This window comes from uncultured Sphingomonas sp. (assembly GCF_964237335.1).
Classification (GTDB): domain Bacteria; phylum Pseudomonadota; class Alphaproteobacteria; order Sphingomonadales; family Sphingomonadaceae; genus Sphingomonas.
On record NZ_CAXSHM010000007.1, the window covers coordinates 43,402 to 60,479 of the forward strand.

Consider the following 17,078-nt stretch of genomic DNA (forward strand, 5'->3'; position numbering starts at 1 on the left):
CCGGGTTCGACCCCAAACGGGGAGATGCCAGCGTTCGCTGGCATGACGGCAGGCGAGGGGTTGAGGGCCTCGCCCTGTACGGTAAAGCCCTTCCATGACCGATCTGCCGAAGACCTTCGATCCCGCCGCCATAGAGGCGCGCTGGTACGCGCATTGGGAGCGGGAGGGCCTGTTCCATCCCGACCGGCCGGGCGCGGAGCCGTGGACAATCGTCAACCCACCCCCCAACGTGACCGGCTCCCTGCACATCGGCCATGCGCTCGACAACACGCTGCAGGACATCCTCGTCCGCCATGCGCGGCTGCAGGGCAAGGACGCGCGCTGGGTGGTCGGCACCGATCACGCGGGCATCGCCACGCAGATGGTCGTCGAGCGACGCATGGCGCTCCAGCAACAGAAGCGCACCGATTTCACCCGTGACGAGTTCGTCGCGAAGGTCTGGGAGTGGAAGGCCGAAAGCGGCGGCGAGATCACCAACCAGCTCCGCCGCCTGGGCTGCTCGATGGACTGGCGGAACGAGCGGTTCACGATGGACGAGGGCTTCTCCGCCGCCGTCCGCCGCGTGTTCGTGCAGTTGCACCGCGAGGGCCTGCTGTATCGCGACAAGCGGCTGGTGAACTGGGACCCGGGCCTCGGCACGGCGATCAGCGACCTGGAGGTCGAGACGCGCGAGGAGCAGGGCGGCTTTTGGCACCTGCGCTATCCGCTGGCGGACGGGTCCGGAGCGATCTCGGTCGCGACGACGCGGCCCGAGACGTTGCTCGCCGACATGGCGGTGGCCGTGCATCCCGACGACGAGCGTTACCGGGCGCTGGTCGGCAAGCAGGTGCGGCTGCCGATCACCGGACGGTTGGTGCCGATCGTGGCGGACGAGCATGCCGATCCGGCGCTGGGATCGGGGGCGGTGAAGATCACGCCGGGACACGATTTCAACGACTTCGAGGTGGGTCTTCGCGCCGGGATCGAGGCGCGCGCGATGCTCAACATGCTCGATGCGCAAGGGGCGGTGACGCAGACGGCGGACGGGCTGGTGCCGGACGAGCTGATCGGTCTCGACTGGTTCGCGGCGCGCGAGCGGATCGTCGCGCTGCTCGATGCCGACGGCGCGTTGGAGAAGGTGGAGACCCGCACGATCCAGCGCCCGTACGGCGATCGCTCGGGCGTGGTGATCGAGCCTTGGCTGACCGACCAATGGTACGTCGACGCGAAGACGCTCGCGCAGCCGGCGATCGAGGCGGTGCGGTCAGGCGCGATCCGCATCGTGCCCAAGACGTGGGAGAAGACGTTCTTCAACTGGATGGAGAACATTCAGCCGTGGTGCGTGTCGCGGCAACTGTGGTGGGGGCATCGGATACCGGCGTGGTACGCCGAGGATGGCCGCATCATCGTCGCCGAGGACGAGGCAGCGGCGCAGACGGAGGCGGGCGCAGGCGTGGCGCTTCGACAGGACGAGGATGTGCTCGACACCTGGTTCTCCAGCGCGCTCTGGCCGTTCGCGACGCTGGGATGGCCGGACTCCCATGCTCCGTTCGTCTCGAGCGAAGTCGAGAGACAAACCGCGAGCACCGCCTCTGGAGCAGGTGTCTCGACTTCGCTCGACACGAACGGGTTGGGAAAAGCGAGCAGCGGTTTTGTAAACCGAAGGTCGCAACTCCACGGCCGCTATCCCAACGACATCCTCGTCTCCGGGTTCGACATCCTGTTCTTCTGGGATGCGCGCATGATGATGCAGGGGCTCCATTTCTTGGGAGATGTGCCCTTCAAGACCTTGTATCTTCACGGTCTCGTCCGCGCCGCCGACGGCTCGAAGATGTCGAAGTCCAAGGGCAATACCGTCGATCCGCTCGGGCTGATCGACCGCTACGGCGCCGACGCGCTGCGGTTCTTCATGGCGGCGATGGAAAGCCAGGGCCGCGACATCAAGATGGATGAGAAGCGGGTCGAGGGATATCGCAACTTCGCGACCAAGCTCTGGAACGCCGCGCGCTTCTGCCAAGGGCACGGCATCGGCGGTTCGGCGTTCGCGGAGCCGCCGCCGGCCACGCTCGCGGTCAACAAGTGGATCGTTGCCGAATGCGTCGCCGCGATCCAGGCGGTCGACCTGGCGCTCGCCGACCTGCGCTTCGATGCCGCGGCGGACGCGATCTACCAGTTCATGTGGAGCCGGTTCTGCGACTGGTATCTTGAGCTCATCAAGCCCCTGCTTCAGAGCCATACCTTATATTCCGCTCAGGCTGAGCCTGTCGAAGCCCTGTCCTTCTCTGCCGATCAAGAAAGGACAGCCCTTCGACAAGCTCAGGGAGAACGGGAGAAAGAAGAGACCAAAGCCGTCGCCGGCTGGGTGCTCGATCAGATGCTGGTGGTGCTCCACCCGTTCATGCCGTTCATCACGGAGGAGCTGTGGCATGCGTTGGCGCCGCGAGAGCATGACCTGATCGTCGCCGACTGGCCTATGGCGGACGCGCGCGCGATCGATCCGGCGGCGCGGGCCGAGGTCGAGTGGCTGATCCGGCTGGTCAGCGAGGTGCGGGCCGCACGAACCGGGCTCAACGTGCCGCCGGGGGCCAGGCTGCCGATGCATGTGCGCGATGCTGGACCCGAGACGCAGGCGCGATTGGAGCGCAACGCGGCCGCACTCGCGCGGCTCGCGCGCGTGGACGTTGTCGAGGGAACGGCGGCCGGCGGAGCCGCGCAGGTGGTGGTGGACGAGGCGACCTTCGTGCTGCCGCTCGATGGCGTGATCGACCTCGACGCGGAGCGCGCGCGTCTTGCAAAAGGGATCGCCGTTGCCGCGAAGGATCGCGACCAGCTCGCCGCCCGACTCGGCAACCCGAGCTTCGCCGAGCGCGCCAAACCCGAGGCGGTCGACAAGGCGCGCGCCGACCATGCCGAGCGGGCGGCGGAGGCGGATCGGCTGACGGCGGCGCTCGCGCGGCTGGGTTAGGGCTGTCCTGCCCGCCCATCTTGACGCATGAAGGGCGGATGGTGCGTCCGTCCCACTCCCCGTCACACCGGGCTCGACCCGGGATCCCGCTTTGTCCGTTTCGCCGGATGCTCGGCAAGTCGAGGGAAATGGCATGAGGCCGCCGGGGAAGACCAACGGTCGCGATCTCACCACCGGCTCGATCGGCCGGACGCTGATCGTGTTCGCGCTGCCGACGCTTGGCGCCAACGTGCTCCAGTCGCTCAATGGGTCGATCAACACGATCTGGGTCGGGCGCTTCCTGGGCGAGGGTGCGCTGGCGGCGACGTCCAACGCCAACATCATCATGTTCCTGATGTTCGGGCTCGTCTTCGGCTTCGGCATCGCCGCGACGATCCTGGTCGGCCAGGCGATCGGTCGGCATGACCTGGACGCGGCGCGGCGCGCGTTCGGGTCGGCAGTGGCGCTGGTGGTGGGCGGGTCGGTCGTCATCGGCGCGCTCGGCTGGCTCTTCGCGCCCGAGATCCTGCGCTTGCTGGCGACGCCGGGCGACGCGATGCCGCTTGCGCTCGCCTATCTGCGCGTCATCTTCTTAGGGTTGCCCGCCTCGATGCTGCTGATCCTCATGATGGCGGTCCTGCGCGGCGCCGGTGACGCGGTGACGCCGCTGTGGTTCATGGGACTGGCGGTGCTGATCGACGGCGGGCTCAACCCGCTGCTGATCGACGGGATCGGGCCGTTTCCGAAGATGGGCATCGCCGGCTCCGCCACCGCGACGCTGATCGCCAACCACGTGGCGGTGATCGCGCTCGCGCTCTTCGTCTACGCCCGCGACATGCCGCTCCGGCTGCGCGGGGCGGAGTGGCGCTACCTCCTCCCTGATGGCCAACTGGTGCGCACCATCGTCGGCAAGGGCGTGCCAATCGGTGCGCAGATGCTGGTGATGTCGACGTCCGGCCTGACGATGATGGGGCTGGTCAACAGGCTGGGGGTGGAGACGACAGCGGCCTATGGTGTGTCGCAGCAGCTGTGGACCTATCTGCAGATGCCCGCGCTGGCGATCGGTGCGGGGGTGAGCGCGATGGCGGCGCAGAACATCGGCGCCGGGCGGTGGGATCGCGTCAACCGGATCACCGGATCGGGCATCGCGATCAACGTCGCCGTCACCGGCACGGTCGTGGCGCTGATCCTGCTGTTCGACCGACCGGTGATGACGTTGTTCCTGGCGGGCACCAGCCCCGCGATCGGCATCGCCCGGCACATCCAGCTGCTGTCGAGCTGGAACTTCATCCTGTTCGGGATGGCGATGGTGTTCTTTTCCACCGTGCGCGCCAACGGCGCGGTGCTGGCGCCGCTCGCGATACTGGTGATCGCGATGTACCCCGTCAGGATCGGCTTCGCGCTGGCGATGCGGCCGGTGATCGGGGCCGACGCGCTGTGGTGGAGCTTCCCGCTCGGCTCGACGGCGAGCTGCGCGATGGCCTGGGCCTATTATCGCTACGGCGGCTGGCGATCGTTGACGATGGCCGGCGTGCGCCAAGGCCATCAGGCGCGCGGGCACTTGGCGGCGGGCGAGGAGCCGGCGGGCATGGATCACGCCATCAGTTGAGCCTCGCTTGCGCGGCGCAGCGCCATCCCGCATGGCGGCGCCCATGTCCCGCTACCCTGCGATCCGCCTGCGCCGCACCCGCGCGAGCGACTGGAGCCGCCGCCTCCATGCCGAGACGGTCCTCACCCCCGCCGACCTGATCTGGCCGCTGTTCGTGACCGATGGGCAGGAGGTGGAGGAACCGATCGCCAGCCTGCCGGGCGTCAGCCGCTGGTCGCTGGACGGTATCGCCGAACGGGCGCGCGATGCGGTGGCGCTCGGCATCCCGTGCGTGGCGCTGTTCCCCAACACGCCGCGCGCCCTGCGTACCGACGACGGGCGCGAGGCGCTCAATCCCGACAATCTGATCTGCCGCGCGGTCAAGACGATCAAGGATGCCGCGCCTGCCCTGGGCGTGCTGACCGACGTGGCGCTTGATCCCTATACCAGCCACGGCCACGACGGCCTGCTCGACGCCGCCGGCTATGTGATGAACGACGCGACCGCGGACGTGCTCGTGGAGCAATCGCTGGTCCAGGCCGCAGCCGGGGCGGACATCATCGCGCCATCGGACATGATGGACGGTCGCGTCGGCCTGATCCGCGATGCGCTGGAGGCGGGCGGGCACCACAACGTCCAGATCATGGCCTATGCCGCCAAATATGCGTCGGCCTTCTACGGCCCGTTTCGCGACGCGGTCGGCTCGTCCGGGCTGCTGAAGGGCGACAAGAAGACGTACCAGATGGACGCCGCCAACGCCGAGGAGGCGTTGCGCGAGGTGGCGCTGGACCTGGCCGAGGGTGCGGACAGCGTGATGGTGAAGCCGGGCCTGCCGTATCTCGACATCGTGCGCCGCGTGAAGGAACGGTTCGAAGTGCCTGTCTTTGCTTATCAGGTGTCGGGTGAGTATGCGATGATCGAGGCGGCGGTCGCGGCCGGCGCCGCGGATCGCGATGCGATGTCGATGGAGACGCTGATGGCGTTCAAGCGCGCTGGATGCTCGGGCGTGTTGACCTATTACGCCGCCCATGCCGCGCGGCTGATGGGCGCCTGACACCGGCGAGGCACGCTCAGCCTGCCGGGATCGTCGCCTGCAACGCCTTGATCCGCGCCGCCTCGCGGTCGAGAAGAGCCGTCGCCTGCCCCCGCGCGGCCTCGAGCGCCGGATAGTCGATCAACCCCGTCTGCGCGCGGCTGCCGGCAAGGTCCTCGATCGTGGTCGCGGTGTCGCTGGCGGCGGCGCGTTGCGCGTCGAGCTCGGCCAGCGCGCTCTGCGCTGCGATCCACCGCTCGCTGCCCGCCGCCTGGCCGCGCGCAGCGCCGACCAGCGGCGCCGCCCGCCTGGCCGCCGCATCGAAGTCGCGTCCGTTGCCCGCCAGCGCCGTCGTTGCGGTGGCGATCTGCGCGTCGAGCGCGGGATCGGCCACGACGGCCGCGGGCGGCGGCGTCGCCGGTTCGGCCCAGCCACGCGCCTCCGCGGGGCGCACCGCGAGCGACGGATATCCGCGCCCGCCGGCCGAACAGCCGGCGGCGAACAACAGCATCAGGGCGGGGGCCATCCGGTACGTCATGCGGCATCGCTAGGACGGCGCACCAACTCGCGCAACGCCCTTGCATCCCGCGAAAGCCGCTTCTAAAGGCACCCCTCCAAAGCGCGCCCGTAGCTCAGCTGGATAGAGCATCAGACTACGAATCTGAGGGTCGGACGTTCGAATCGTTCCGGGCGCACCATTGGTTTACCGCATGAGTGCAAACTCTACCCGCTGGCCGAGAGGCGGACGGCGTCATGCCGGCACGACGTCGGCGGCGGGCATGGCCCTCTGCCGAGTCGACCCGCGATAGAGCCGGCGCCAGACCCACTCGAACGGTCCCGACTCGAAGTGTTGCAGCCACGCACGCGACCAAAGGATCTGAAGTACCCAGACCGCGACGACGATCGCCGCCAGCGCCGGCCTGTCGAACCGTCCGAACAGGTCCGGGCCGCGGCCGCCGTAGAACAGCGCCGTCATCATCAGCGACTGGGTAAGATAGTTGGTGAACGCCATCTGCCCGACGGGCGCCAGCATGCGCGGCAGCGCCGCCCAGCGCCTCGACCGGAACGCGAACGTCAGCATGCTGACATAGCCAAGCGAGATGAACGGCGAGAACATGTACTGGATGCCGCCGAACCAGAACAGGGCGGCGGGCGACCCGTTCATCAGGATCAGGACCGTCGCCGCCATCATCATCAGCATGAGGCTCGTGGCGCCCGCTGCGAGGAGGGTGAAGTAGACGGAGCGCGCGGCGCTGCTCGTGAAGACGCCGAGCTTGAACAGCCCCAGGCCGATGAGCATCAGCGCGCCGCCCCAGATGATGTTGATGACCTCACCCGGGCCGATGGATCGCGCGACAACGTTGGCGTGGAGCGACTGAAGGAAGCTGCCCGAGAAGTCCCGCGCGGCGCTCGCCGCCGCCGCGACGTCCCCCGCGTCGCCGGCATGGATCGCCGCTACCGGTCGGGTCAGGAAGGCAAGCGCCATCGTGAACCCGAAAGCGATCCAGACGACAAAGAGACAGATGCCCACGGTCAACAACCGTTGCGGAGCCCAGGACCGGCACCACATCACCGCCAGCCCGGCGATGGCATAGTCCAGCAGGATGTCGCCGTGCCAGATCACGAAGCCATGGACGAGGCCGAACACCAGCAGCCATATTAGCCGCCTCACCACGATCGGCCCGCGCTGCCGGTTACTACGCTCGCCACCAACAAGAAATATAGACGCCCCAAACAGCATCGAGAACAGGGTGACGAACTTTTCGCGGAAGAACACCTGGGTGACCAGCCACACCGCCGTGCTGGCGGGCGAGTGGCCATAAGGCCACAGCGGCAGCGACTCGGCGGTCGGCGGCGCAGCCGCGAAGTCCGGGATGTTGCAGAGCAGGATGCCTAGGACGCCAAGTCCACGGATCGCATCGAGCAAGACGAATCGATTGCCGGTCACAGCATCCCCTTTCGCTGTTCCGCAAGTAACACGCGTCTTATCTGGCCGCAACGAAACGGGCGCGCACCGGTCGGAGCCTCAATGATCTGGACTCCGGGAGGTCATTGGCTGTACTAACCGCGGCTAATCAGTAGCTTGTCGATTTGCGGCGATTGTCATCGCTCGTAAGTCACGACAGCTCGTGCCGCTTTGCTCAACGGCAAATATCAGGCATGACGATGAAGATCGGCATTCTTGAGACGCGCGGCCTGCCCGGGAACTTGGCGGGCATCCACTAGCGGTACGATGCGATGATGTACAGGGTGCTGGGCGCGGCGCATGATTACGCTACGTTCCGCGTCTTCGCGAGAGCGACTAAAGTAGGATACCGGATATTTGACACGTTCGTCATCACCGGATGATGGCGCAGGCCTCGGCGGTGTCGTCGAGAAGGTACGGCTCCAGCCCCTCCACCCAAGCCACGTCGTACCGGTCAGGCGCCCTGGCGCGCCAGCCAGTCTTCGAGCCACTTGATCGTGTACTCGCCGGCCAGGAACTCGGGGTCCTCCAGCAGCGCCTGGTGCAACGGGATGGTGGTCACCGGCCCGTCGATCACGAACTCTTCCAGCGCGCGCTTCAGCCGCGCCAGGCAACGCTCGCGCGTGGTGCCGTAGACGATCAGCTTGGCGACCATCGAGTCGTAATAGGGCGGGATGCGATAGCCGGCGTAGAGGCCCGAATCGACGCGGACGTGCATGCCGCCGGGCGCATGATAGTGTTTCACCGTGCCCGGCGACGGCGCGAAGGTGCGCGGGTGTTCGGCATTGATGCGGCACTCGATCGCGTGGCCGGCGAAGCGGACCTCGCCTTGAGTGACGGACAGCGGCTCGCCCTCGGCGACGCGGATCTGCTCGCGCACCAGGTCGAGGCCGGTGATCATCTCCGTCACCGGATGCTCGACCTGGAGCCGCGTGTTCATCTCGATGAAGTAGAAGTCGCCCGCCTCCCACAGGAACTCGATCGTGCCCGCGCCGCGATAGCCCATGTCGGCCATCGCACGCGCGACGATGCCGCCCATCCGATCGCGTTCCTCCGGCGTGATGACGGGGGAGGGTGCCTCCTCCAGCACCTTCTGGTGTCGCCGCTGGAGCGAGCAGTCGCGCTCGCCGAGGTGGATCGCCTGGCCCTTGCCGTCGCCGAACACCTGGAACTCGATGTGGCGCGGGTTGCCGAGATATTTTTCCAGATAGACGGTGGCGTCGCCGAACGCGGCCTTCGCCTCGCTGCCCGCCTGGCTCATCAGCGTCTGGAGCTGGTCCTCCGACGTGCAGACCTTCATGCCGCGCCCGCCGCCGCCTGACGCGGCCTTGATGATGACCGGATAGCCGATCGCGGCGGCGATGCGCTTCGCCTCGGCCGCGTCGCTCACCGCGCCGGCGGAGCCCGGCACGAGCGGCAGGCCGAGCACGCCCGCGGTGCGCTTGGCCTCCACCTTGTCGCCCATCGTGCGGATATGCTCGGGCTTGGGGCCGACGAAGATCAGCCCGTGGCTCTCGACGATCTCGGCGAAGCGCGCGTTCTCGGACAGGAAGCCGTAGCCGGGATGGATCGCGTCCGCGCCGCTGATCTCCGCCGCCGAGATGATGTTGGGAATGTTTAGATAGCTCTCCGCCGCCGCCGGCGGCCCGATGCAGATCGCCTGGTCCGCGAGCCGCACGTGCATCGCGTCCGCATCGGCCGTGGAGTGTACCGCGACCGTCTGGATGCCCATCTCGTGACAGGCACGATGGATGCGCAGCGCGATCTCGCCGCGGTTGGCGATCAGCAGCTTGCGGATGGCGGCCAAGTTATTCGACCACGACGAGCGGCTGGTCGAACTCGACGGGCTGGCCGTTGTCGACCAGCACCTCGCGCACCGTCCCGGCGCTGGGGGCGAGGATCGGGTTCATCACCTTCATCGCCTCGACGATCAGCAGCGTGTCGCCCGCCTTCACCGGCTGGCCGGGGCTGACGAACGGCCGGGAGCCCGGCTCGGCCGACAGATAGGCGGTACCGACCATCGGCGACTTGACCGCCTCTACACGTGGCGCGGGCGTCGGCACGGCGATCGCCTCGATCGGCGCGGCGGCCGGTGCGGCTTGCTGCGGCGGATAAGATGGCGCGGTAGCCCCGCCGCCGCCGACCTTGCGCGCGACGCGGATCTTGCGCGGGCCGTCCTCCACCTCGATCTCGGTCAGCGCACTTGCGTCGAGCAATTCGGCGAGCTGGCGCACGAGGTCGATGTCGACCTGCATCGCTCCCGTCTCAGTCGTATCGGTCATGCGACCCTTCCCCGTTCCAACCGGCCCAGTTCCAACCGGGCCCGTGCCAGGCGGCCCATTTCAAGCGGGGGCGTGTGTCAGAAGCGTGCGGCGGCTTCAAGCGCGAGGATGTAGGAGTGGGCGCCGAAGCCCGCGATCGTGCCCCGCGCGGCACGACCGACGAAGCTGCGATGGCGGAAATCCTCGCGCGCGTGGGGATTGGACAGATGGACCTCGATGACCGGCGTGGTCACCGACTTGATCGCGTCATGCAGCGCGACCGACGTGTGGGTGAAGCCGCCCGCGTTCAGCAGCACCGCCTTCGCCCCGCTCGCCTGCGCCTCGTGCAGCCAGTCGATCAGATGCCCCTCGTGGTTGGACTGGCGCATGTCGATCGCGAGGCCCAACGCCTGCGCGCGGTCCTCCAGCAGGCCGGCGATGTCGTCCAGCGTGTCGTGGCCATAGACGTCGGGCTCGCGCGTGCCGAGCAGGTTGAGGTTGGGGCCGTTGAGGACGAAGACGGTTGGCATCAGGTCTCGCACTTTGCGTGTCGCCTCTTATCGGCTAACAGACGGCATGGCTACCGACCCAATCAGATCCGAGCCGCCGTTCGATATCCGCGAGCAACTGGCGCGGATCGACAAGCTGATGGCCGAGACCGGGAAGATCAGGCAGGAGACCCGGCTGGCACCGTGGACGATCGTGGTTACGGCGTTGGGAGCAGGCGCCGCACTGTTCGCCGCGGGTGCTGCTTTCACCAAGCTTGTCCTGGGCTGATCTTGTAGCATGCCCCATAGCGACGGCACCGTCTCCATCACCATCAACGGCGAGCACCGGCGCGTCGTTGCCGGCCTCACCCTCGCGAGCCTCGCGACCGAGCTCGGCCTGGTACCCGAGAAGGTCGCGGTGGAGCGCAACCTGGAGGTCGTGCCGCGCTCGACGCTGGCGGCGGTGATGGTCGAGGACGGGGACGACATCGAGATCGTGCACTTCGTGGGAGGTGGCGACCACCCGGCCGCGGGGAGCGTCGGCGATCATGCCGCGCCGATCGTCGAGGATGGCTGGAGCGTCGCCGGCCGTACCTTCCGCTCGCGGCTGATCGTCGGCACCGGCAAGTACAAGGACTTCGCGCAGAACGCCGCGGCGGTCGAGGCGTCTGGCGCGGAGATCGTCACCGTCGCCGTCCGCCGCGTCAACATCGCCGACCGCAACGCGCCGATGCTGACCGACTTCATCGATCCCAAGCGCATCACCTACCTGCCCAACACGGCCGGCTGTTTCGACGCGGAAAGCGCGATCCGCACGCTGCGGCTGGCGCGCGAGGCGGGGGGATGGGACCTTGTGAAGCTGGAGGTGCTGGGCGAAGCGCGCACGCTCTACCCCGACATGGTCGAGACGCTGCGCGCGACCGAGATCCTCGCCAACGAGGGCTTCCTGCCGATGGTGTATTGCGTCGACGATCCGATCGCCGCGAAACGGCTGGAGAATGTCGGCGCGGTCGCGATCATGCCGCTGGGCGCGCCGATCGGATCGGGGCTGGGCATCCAGAATCGGGTGACGATCCGGCTGATCGTCGAAGGCGCCACGGTGCCGGTGCTGGTGGATGCGGGCGTCGGCACCGCGAGCGAGGCGGCGGCGGCGATGGAGCTTGGCTGCGACGGCGTGCTGATGAACACCGCGATCGCCGAGGCCAAGGACCCGATCCTGATGGCGCGCGCGATGAAGGCCGGCGTCGACGCGGGGCGGCTCGCCTATCGCGCCGGGCGGATGGGCATCCGGCGCTACGCCGATCCGTCCAGTCCGCTCGCGGGCCTGATCTGACCGCCTGGCGGCAACGCGATCGGAACGCCGGTGTTACGGAACCCGTTCGCCGGTGGCGTGTTGATATAGGGTAAGTTGGAGCAAGGTCAGCATCGGCCTCTGCGACGAGTGATGGAGAGCATCATGGGTGAGTTCACGGACAAGGTCAAAGCCGCCGGCAACAAGGTCGCGGGCGAGGCCAAGGAAGCGATCGGCAAGGCGACCCATAACGAGGACCTGACCGCCGAGGGCCAGGCCCAGCAGGTCAAGGGCGTCGGTCAGGACGTCAAGGGCAGCGTCAAGGGCGCGCTTGGCGACGACATCTAAGGTCGTCTGCTTCGATCGAACGAGGAACGGGCCGCTCCTGATCGGGGCGGCCCTTTTTGTTGGGAGCGGCGGATGCGGGGGTTGCTGATCGCCTTGCTGGCCGGGCTGCAATCCGGCGACGGGGCGGTACCGTGCCGTCTGGACGTCCCGGCCGCTTGCCGCGATACCAATACGCTCGTGTCGTCCGACGGGTTCGACGCGGCGATATCGGCCTTCCTCGGCGATCGGCGCGCCGACTTCCTCTACAAGGACCATAGCGTCGCCGAGCAGGCGACCGACGTGCTCGGCGGACCGCCCGATGTGCCGACACGGATCGGACCCTATTGGCGTTTCACCGCCTGCCGGGCGCACTCCTGCGGCGAGAAAGGCGCGGTCGTGTTGCTGCCGAGCGGCGCGATCGTCGCGGTCGCCATCCTGCACAGCCGCTGCGCGCTGCCGCAGCCGGGGGCGGACTGTTTCGCGCACGACACGCTCACGCTGTTCGTCCGGGCCGCGGGCCCGGACGTGATCCGCAATCTTCGGTCCTGGGGCGAGGATCAGGCTCGGGTCGGGCGGGTGGCGGGCCTTCGCGCGACGACGCTGGACGCGGTTGAGGTGGTGCCGGTATGACCCTGGCACTGGCTTGACCGCCGTTGTCGCCGAGCCCTAAGCCGCCGACAGCCAAGGAGAGCCGTCCATGAAGAAACTCTACCCCGATGCCGCGGCCGCGCTCGACGGGCTGCTGCGCGACGGCATCACGATTTGCGCCGGCGGCTTCGGCCTGTGCGGCATCCCGGAGCGGCTGATCGACGCGATCCGCGACTCAGGCGTCACGGGGCTCACGATCGCGAGCAACAACGCCGGCGTGGACGGTGAGGGATTGGGCAAGCTGCTGCGCACGCATCAGGTCGCCAAGATGATCTCGAGCTATGTCGGTGAGAACAAGGAGTTCGAGCGCCAGTATCTGTCGGGCGAGCTGGAGGTGGAGTTCTGCCCGCAGGGAACGCTCGCCGAACGATGCCGCGCGGGCGGGGCGGGCATTCCGGGGTTCTACACCAGGACGGGCGTCGGCACGCTGGTGGCCGAGGGTAAGGAAGTGAAGAGCTTCGACGGGCCGAACGGACCCGAGGACTTCATCCTCGAACGTGGGATCCGCGCAGACCTGTCGATCATCAAGGGCTGGCGCGCGGACGAAGCGGGCAACCTCCAGTTCCGCAAGACGGCCCGCAACTTCAACCAGCCGATGGCGACCGCCGGGCGCATCTGCGTCGCCGAGGTGGAGGAGGTGGTGCCGGTCGGCAGCCTCGATCCCGACCAGATCCACTTGCCCGGCATCTATGTGAAGCGGATGATCGTCGGTGCTCCCTACGACAAGCGCATCGAGTTCCGCACGACGCGGACGCGCGACACGGCGGGGGCGGCGGCGGGAAGCGAGGTTTGAGGCGTTGTGCTTCCCCCACCCCGGCGAAGGCCGGAGCCCAGTCGCGAACGGCCCGATGCTGGGCCCCGGCCTTTGCCGGGGTATCGGCTATGATGGTTTTGAACGGCTGCGCTGGCGCCGCTGTCGATCGTCCTGATACATCCGCGCAGCATCTTGCCGGATCAGCGGCCGAGAGTTCCGCGCCCGTGCCGAACACCGCCCGTCCTGCGCCCGCGCCGATCCCCGGGACCGTGCCGCCTGGCATGCAATATCTATACGGCTCGGGCGAGGCGGCTGCGATCTCGATCCAAGCGTGGCATGCGCTGGCCGGCTATGTCGCGGACAAGGTGAAGCACGGGCCCACCGACAGCGTGGTGCTCGACGAGGGCGCAACGCTCGTTGATCCGCGCTTCGTACCTTGCGGCGCCAAGCCGCTCGCCGCCGTGTTCGACGTCGACGAGACGGTGCTGCTCAACCTCGGGTTCGAGGGCGACGACGCGGCACATCCCGGGCGACCCTACGACCCGGCCCGTTGGCGCGCCTATGAGGCGACGGGGACCACCGCCGTCGCGCCTGTTCCCGGCGCTCGCGAGGCGCTGGCCGCGATCCGCGCGATGGGCGTGGCCGTGGTGTTCAACACCAACCGCTCTGCCGCGACCGCCGCGTTCAGCGAGGCGGCGATCGATGGCGCGGGCATCGGCCCCGCCCGCCACCGCGACACGCTGTACCTCGCCGGCGACGATACCACCGGCACCCACAAGGACGCGCGTCGGGCGGCGATCGCCCGCCGCTTCTGCGTCGTCGCCATGGGCGGCGACCAGCTCGGCGACTTCTCGGACCTGTTCGGCGGCTTCGGCCGGTCGCCCGCGAACCGCCGCGCCGCGACGGTCGCCGGCCCCATCTCGCACCTATGGGGCGCCGGCTGGTTCGTGCTGCCCAATCCCGTATACGGCACGGCGCTCACGGGGAGCATGGACGACGTGTTCCCCGCCGACCGCCGCTGGACCGCTCCAAAGGAGAGTAACTGATGCCCCAGGACAACAAGGGCTGGACCCGTGACCAGATTGCTGCCCGTGCGGCGCGCGAGCTGAGGGACGGCTTCTACGTCAACCTCGGCATCGGCATTCCGACGCTGGTGGCGAACCACATCCCCGACGGCGTCGAGGTGACGCTCCAGTCGGAGAATGGCATGCTCGGCATCGGCCCGTTCCCGTATGAAGACGAGGTCGACCCGGACCTCATCAACGCCGGCAAGCAGACGATCAGCGAGCTGCCCCAGTCCGCCTATTTCGGCTCCGAACAGAGCTTCGCGATGATCCGCGGTGGGCACATCGACCTGACGGTGCTCGGCGCGATGGAGATCAGCGAGACGGGCGACATCGCCAACTGGATGATCCCCGGCAAGATGATCAAGGGCATGGGCGGCGCGATGGACCTCGTCGCCGGAGTAAAGCGGATCATCGTCGTGATGGAGCACAATGCGAAGGACGGCAGCCCGAAGTTCATCCCCGCCTGCACGCTGCCGCTGACGGGCAAGGGCGTCGTCGACATGATCGTCACCGACCTCGCGGTGTTCTCCCGGCCGGATCACCAGTCTCCGTTCGCGCTGGTCGAGTGCGCACCGGGCGTGACGCAGGACGAGGTCGCGGCGAAGACCACGGCGCGGTTCGTCATCTAGCTAGACGAACAGGTCCACCACGTCCGCGTCCGGCATCGTCGCGGCGATCAGCAGCGAGCGGTGACATCCGGCCGAGTCGCGCTCGAAGCACAGCAGGGCGGTCGACCGCTCCGCGACCAGGTCGCGCAGTTGCGCCGCCTGGAGCATCGCCTCGGGCAGATCGAGCTGGCCGGCATAGACGCGCGCCAGCGTCGCGTGATCGCCACGCCGCGCCGCCTCGCGCCCCTCGGGCGGGGTGCCGAGCGCCTTCAGGCCGACATAGTCGATCCCCGCCTCGCGCAGCCCGGCGGCGAGGACGTTCTTGGAGAAGCCCGGCCGCCGCGACAGCGGCACCGCGCGCACGTCGGCGATCAGCGTGACGCCCGCCGCCGTCAGCACCGCGATCAGCCCGGCCTGCGTCGCGCCCTCATAGCCGATGGTGAAGATCGTCACGGCATCGCCATCAGCGCATCGATCGCGCCCTGCAGGATGTGCGCCGCCGCCATCTTGTCGACCAGTTCGGCGCGGCGTGCGCGGCTCGCGTCCTGCTCGATCAGCACGCGGGTGACGGCCTGCGTCGACCAGCGCTCGTCCCACAGCAGGATGGGGTAGCCCAGGTCCACGCAGTTGCGGGCGAAGGCGCGGGTGGATTGCGCGCGTGGCCCCTCGCTGCCGTCGAGGTTGATCGGCAGGCCCAGCACCCAGCCGGCGACGTGCTGCGCCCCGGACAGCGCGACCAGCGCGGCCTTGTCGGCGGCGAACTTAGCCCGGCGCACCAGCAGCGCGGGGCTGGCATAGCTCCACCCCGCATCGCACAGCGCGGTGCCGATCGTCTTAGTGCCAAGATCGAGGCCCAGCAGCCGGCCGCCGCCGGGCAGCGCCGCGCGAAAGGCCTCTCGTTCGGTCGTGACGAGGCTCACCGCTTGCCCGCGCTTGCGCCCGCACCCTGGCTGGCCCGCCACGCCGCCAGCCGCCGCGCGGCGTCGGCGCGCACATTGGCCCAAAACAGGCTGTAGTCGTAGACGTGGTAGTTGTTGCCCGGCAGCACGTAATTGGGCAGCGCCGGCGGATCGCCGATCAGCAGGAACCCGCGCGGGTCGCAGCGCGCGGGCACCCGGCCCGGCACGATCTGCGCGGTCGCGAGATCGGCGGTGGGGAACAATGTGCCGAGATTGGCCGTCGCGGGCGCGCCGCCGCCGAGGCCGCCGGTCAGCGGATTGCTGCACAGCATCGGCGTGCCGCGCCGCGGCTGGCCGGTGAAGCCGCGCGTCACGTCGTACACGTCAGTGACCATCGACGGGTCGGCGGGCTCGGCGAAGCTCATCCAGTCGAGGATGCAGCCGCCCTGGTCCGCGCTGGCGCAGGCGGGCAGGCCGAGCTTCGGCAGATCGGTGGCGACCGAGATTGGCCAGCCGACGACATATGCCGCGACGATCCGCTTGGCGAGCGGGGTGCCGGCGATCCGGTCGCGCAACAGTCGCTCGACGTGCAGCGCGCCCTGGCTGTGGCCGGCGAGGACGATCGGGCGGTCGGGGCCGATCTGCGCGAGGAAGCTGTCGAACGCCGCCGCCACGTCGGAATAGGCAAGGGCGAGCGCCTGGTCCGCGTTGGCGCCGCTCGTCAGGAATGCGCCGAACGTCGCCTGGCGGTAGCGCGGCGCCCAGATCTCGCCCATGCCGTTGAACGCGCTCGCCTGCGCGCGCAGGAATAACGCCGCGCGCGCATTGGCGTCGGCGTTGTCGAGCGGCGCGTTCCAGCGCGACCGGTCGATGAACGAGGTCGGGTGGACGAAGAACACCGCCGGCGCCGTCGCGGCCTGGTTGGCCGGGAGCGGCTGGTAGCCGGGCGGCGCCCAGAGCGCGGGGTTGCCGGGGATGTCGGGGCGGGCGATCCACATCGCGCGCGCCTCATATTGCTGGGCGCGCGCCTGAGGCTCGTCCTGGAACGCCACCGACGGCGTCGCCGCCCAGCGGACAAGTTGTTTGCCGAACAGCGCGTAGACGAACAGCGCCGCGATCGCGAGCACGATCAGGACCGTGACGGCGTACAGGAACTTGCGGGCCAAGCGGGCGGTCTCCGTCGCGCGATGGGGTATGCCGCTGCCGTGCCCCGGATCGCCCGGTC

General features: G+C 68.6%; 18 protein-coding genes and 1 tRNA gene. 11 read left to right on the top strand and 8 right to left on the bottom strand.

What is annotated here, in order from left to right; genetic code table 11:
- The first annotated feature begins 94 nt into the window (after positions 1–94).
- The 3 genes from ACFE65_RS05550 (at position 95) to hemB (ending at position 5,565) form a co-directional block, all read left to right on the top strand.
- Entirely contained in the window at positions 95–2,944 is a 2,850-nt protein-coding gene (locus ACFE65_RS05550; RefSeq protein WP_375381355.1) for a valine--tRNA ligase, read from the top strand.
- A gap of 133 nt (positions 2,945–3,077) precedes the next feature.
- Complete coding sequence (locus ACFE65_RS05555) at positions 3,078–4,532, top strand: MATE family efflux transporter (RefSeq protein WP_375381356.1); 1,455 nt, start codon at positions 3,078–3,080, stop codon at positions 4,530–4,532.
- A gap of 43 nt (positions 4,533–4,575) precedes the next feature.
- Positions 4,576–5,565 carry a porphobilinogen synthase gene (hemB, locus tag ACFE65_RS05560; RefSeq protein ID WP_375381357.1) on the top strand — a complete coding sequence of 330 codons (990 nt, stop codon included), beginning with the start codon at positions 4,576–4,578 and terminating at the stop codon, positions 5,563–5,565.
- Positions 5,566–5,581: 16 nt separating this feature from the next.
- Here the strand turns inward: hemB and ACFE65_RS05565 are convergent, their stop codons facing one another.
- Positions 5,582–6,082: a hypothetical protein gene (locus ACFE65_RS05565; protein ID WP_375381358.1), complete on the bottom strand. Its 501-nt coding sequence runs from the start codon at positions 6,080–6,082 to the stop codon at positions 5,582–5,584.
- 83 nt (positions 6,083–6,165) lie between these two features.
- Here ACFE65_RS05565 and ACFE65_RS05570 point away from each other — a divergent pair.
- A tRNA-Arg gene (locus tag ACFE65_RS05570) sits at positions 6,166–6,242 on the top strand.
- 53 nt (positions 6,243–6,295) lie between these two features.
- Here ACFE65_RS05570 and ACFE65_RS05575 read toward each other — a convergent pair.
- From ACFE65_RS05575 to aroQ, 4 genes are all read right to left on the bottom strand, one after another.
- On the bottom strand, positions 6,296–7,492 hold the full coding sequence (locus tag ACFE65_RS05575; protein ID WP_375381359.1) for a DUF418 domain-containing protein: 1,197 nt from the start codon (positions 7,490–7,492) through the stop codon (positions 6,296–6,298).
- Positions 7,493–7,964: 472 nt separating this feature from the next.
- Positions 7,965–9,317 carry an acetyl-CoA carboxylase biotin carboxylase subunit gene (gene accC, locus ACFE65_RS05580; protein ID WP_375381360.1) on the bottom strand — a complete coding sequence of 451 codons (1,353 nt, stop codon included), beginning with the start codon at positions 9,315–9,317 and terminating at the stop codon, positions 7,965–7,967.
- A 1-nt stretch (position 9,318) separates the two neighbouring features.
- Complete coding sequence (accB, locus tag ACFE65_RS05585) at positions 9,319–9,792, bottom strand: acetyl-CoA carboxylase biotin carboxyl carrier protein (RefSeq protein WP_375381361.1); 474 nt, start codon at positions 9,790–9,792, stop codon at positions 9,319–9,321.
- A 77-nt stretch (positions 9,793–9,869) separates the two neighbouring features.
- Positions 9,870–10,304, bottom strand: a complete 435-nt coding sequence (gene aroQ / locus ACFE65_RS05590; protein WP_375381426.1) for a type II 3-dehydroquinate dehydratase — start codon at positions 10,302–10,304, stop codon at positions 9,870–9,872.
- 43 nt (positions 10,305–10,347) lie between these two features.
- Here aroQ and ACFE65_RS05595 point away from each other — a divergent pair, with 43 nt between their 5' ends.
- The 7 genes from ACFE65_RS05595 to ACFE65_RS05625 all read left to right on the top strand — a co-directional run bounded on the left by ACFE65_RS05595 (position 10,348) and on the right by ACFE65_RS05625 (position 14,975).
- Entirely contained in the window at positions 10,348–10,548 is a 201-nt protein-coding gene (locus ACFE65_RS05595) for a hypothetical protein (RefSeq protein WP_375381362.1), read from the top strand.
- Between the two features lie 9 nt (positions 10,549–10,557).
- Positions 10,558–11,592 (top strand): sulfur carrier protein ThiS, encoded by a 1,035-nt coding sequence (gene thiS / locus ACFE65_RS05600; protein ID WP_375381363.1) that lies wholly within the window; start codon positions 10,558–10,560, stop codon positions 11,590–11,592.
- A 123-nt stretch (positions 11,593–11,715) separates the two neighbouring features.
- Entirely contained in the window at positions 11,716–11,898 is a 183-nt protein-coding gene (locus ACFE65_RS05605; protein WP_375381364.1) for a CsbD family protein, read from the top strand.
- A gap of 72 nt (positions 11,899–11,970) precedes the next feature.
- Positions 11,971–12,507: a hypothetical protein gene (locus tag ACFE65_RS05610; protein WP_375381365.1), complete on the top strand. Its 537-nt coding sequence runs from the start codon at positions 11,971–11,973 to the stop codon at positions 12,505–12,507.
- A gap of 67 nt (positions 12,508–12,574) precedes the next feature.
- Positions 12,575–13,318, top strand: a complete 744-nt coding sequence (locus ACFE65_RS05615) for a CoA transferase subunit A (RefSeq protein WP_375381366.1) — start codon at positions 12,575–12,577, stop codon at positions 13,316–13,318.
- Positions 13,319–13,410: 92 nt separating this feature from the next.
- Entirely contained in the window at positions 13,411–14,325 is a 915-nt protein-coding gene (locus ACFE65_RS05620; protein ID WP_375381427.1) for an HAD family acid phosphatase, read from the top strand.
- Positions 14,325–14,975 carry a CoA transferase subunit B gene (locus ACFE65_RS05625; RefSeq protein WP_375381367.1) on the top strand — a complete coding sequence of 217 codons (651 nt, stop codon included), beginning with the start codon at positions 14,325–14,327 and terminating at the stop codon, positions 14,973–14,975. The genes ACFE65_RS05620 and ACFE65_RS05625 overlap by 1 nt, the downstream gene beginning before the upstream one ends.
- Here ACFE65_RS05625 and ACFE65_RS05630 read toward each other — a convergent pair whose 3' ends face one another.
- The 3 genes from ACFE65_RS05630 to ACFE65_RS05640 are packed head-to-tail and all read right to left on the bottom strand — an operon-like array spanning position 14,976 to position 17,019.
- Positions 14,976–15,407 carry a DUF488 family protein gene (locus ACFE65_RS05630; protein ID WP_375381368.1) on the bottom strand — a complete coding sequence of 144 codons (432 nt, stop codon included), beginning with the start codon at positions 15,405–15,407 and terminating at the stop codon, positions 14,976–14,978. It lies immediately after the preceding gene.
- Positions 15,404–15,874, bottom strand: a complete 471-nt coding sequence (gene ruvX, locus ACFE65_RS05635; RefSeq protein WP_375381369.1) for a Holliday junction resolvase RuvX — start codon at positions 15,872–15,874, stop codon at positions 15,404–15,406. Before ruvX ends, ACFE65_RS05630 begins: the two co-directional genes overlap by 4 nt.
- Positions 15,871–17,019, bottom strand: coding sequence for a DUF3089 domain-containing protein (locus ACFE65_RS05640; RefSeq protein ID WP_375381370.1), 1,149 nt, complete (start codon positions 17,017–17,019; stop codon positions 15,871–15,873). Before ACFE65_RS05640 ends, ruvX begins: the two co-directional genes overlap by 4 nt.
- Between the last annotated feature and the right edge of the window lie 59 nt (positions 17,020–17,078).

Bases quoted from the DNA above. Each gene is read 5' to 3' on its own strand.
- ACFE65_RS05550 (WP_375381355.1), top strand. From the start codon at position 95: ATGACCGATCTGCCGAAGACCTTCGATCCCGCCGCCATAGAGGCGCGC.
- ACFE65_RS05555 (WP_375381356.1), top strand. From the start codon at position 3,078: ATGAGGCCGCCGGGGAAGACCAACGGTCGCGATCTCACCACCGGCTCG.
- hemB (WP_375381357.1), top strand. From the start codon at position 4,576: ATGTCCCGCTACCCTGCGATCCGCCTGCGCCGCACCCGCGCGAGCGAC.
- ACFE65_RS05565 (WP_375381358.1), bottom strand. From the start codon at position 6,082: ATGACGTACCGGATGGCCCCCGCCCTGATGCTGTTGTTCGCCGCCGGC.
- accB (WP_375381361.1), bottom strand. From the start codon at position 9,792: ATGACCGATACGACTGAGACGGGAGCGATGCAGGTCGACATCGACCTC.
- ACFE65_RS05595 (WP_375381362.1), top strand. From the start codon at position 10,348: ATGGCTACCGACCCAATCAGATCCGAGCCGCCGTTCGATATCCGCGAG.
- thiS (WP_375381363.1), top strand. From the start codon at position 10,558: ATGCCCCATAGCGACGGCACCGTCTCCATCACCATCAACGGCGAGCAC.
- ACFE65_RS05605 (WP_375381364.1), top strand. From the start codon at position 11,716: ATGGGTGAGTTCACGGACAAGGTCAAAGCCGCCGGCAACAAGGTCGCG.
- ACFE65_RS05610 (WP_375381365.1), top strand. From the start codon at position 11,971: ATGCGGGGGTTGCTGATCGCCTTGCTGGCCGGGCTGCAATCCGGCGAC.
- ACFE65_RS05615 (WP_375381366.1), top strand. From the start codon at position 12,575: ATGAAGAAACTCTACCCCGATGCCGCGGCCGCGCTCGACGGGCTGCTG.
- ACFE65_RS05620 (WP_375381427.1), top strand. From the start codon at position 13,411: ATGGTTTTGAACGGCTGCGCTGGCGCCGCTGTCGATCGTCCTGATACA.
- ACFE65_RS05625 (WP_375381367.1), top strand. From the start codon at position 14,325: ATGCCCCAGGACAACAAGGGCTGGACCCGTGACCAGATTGCTGCCCGT.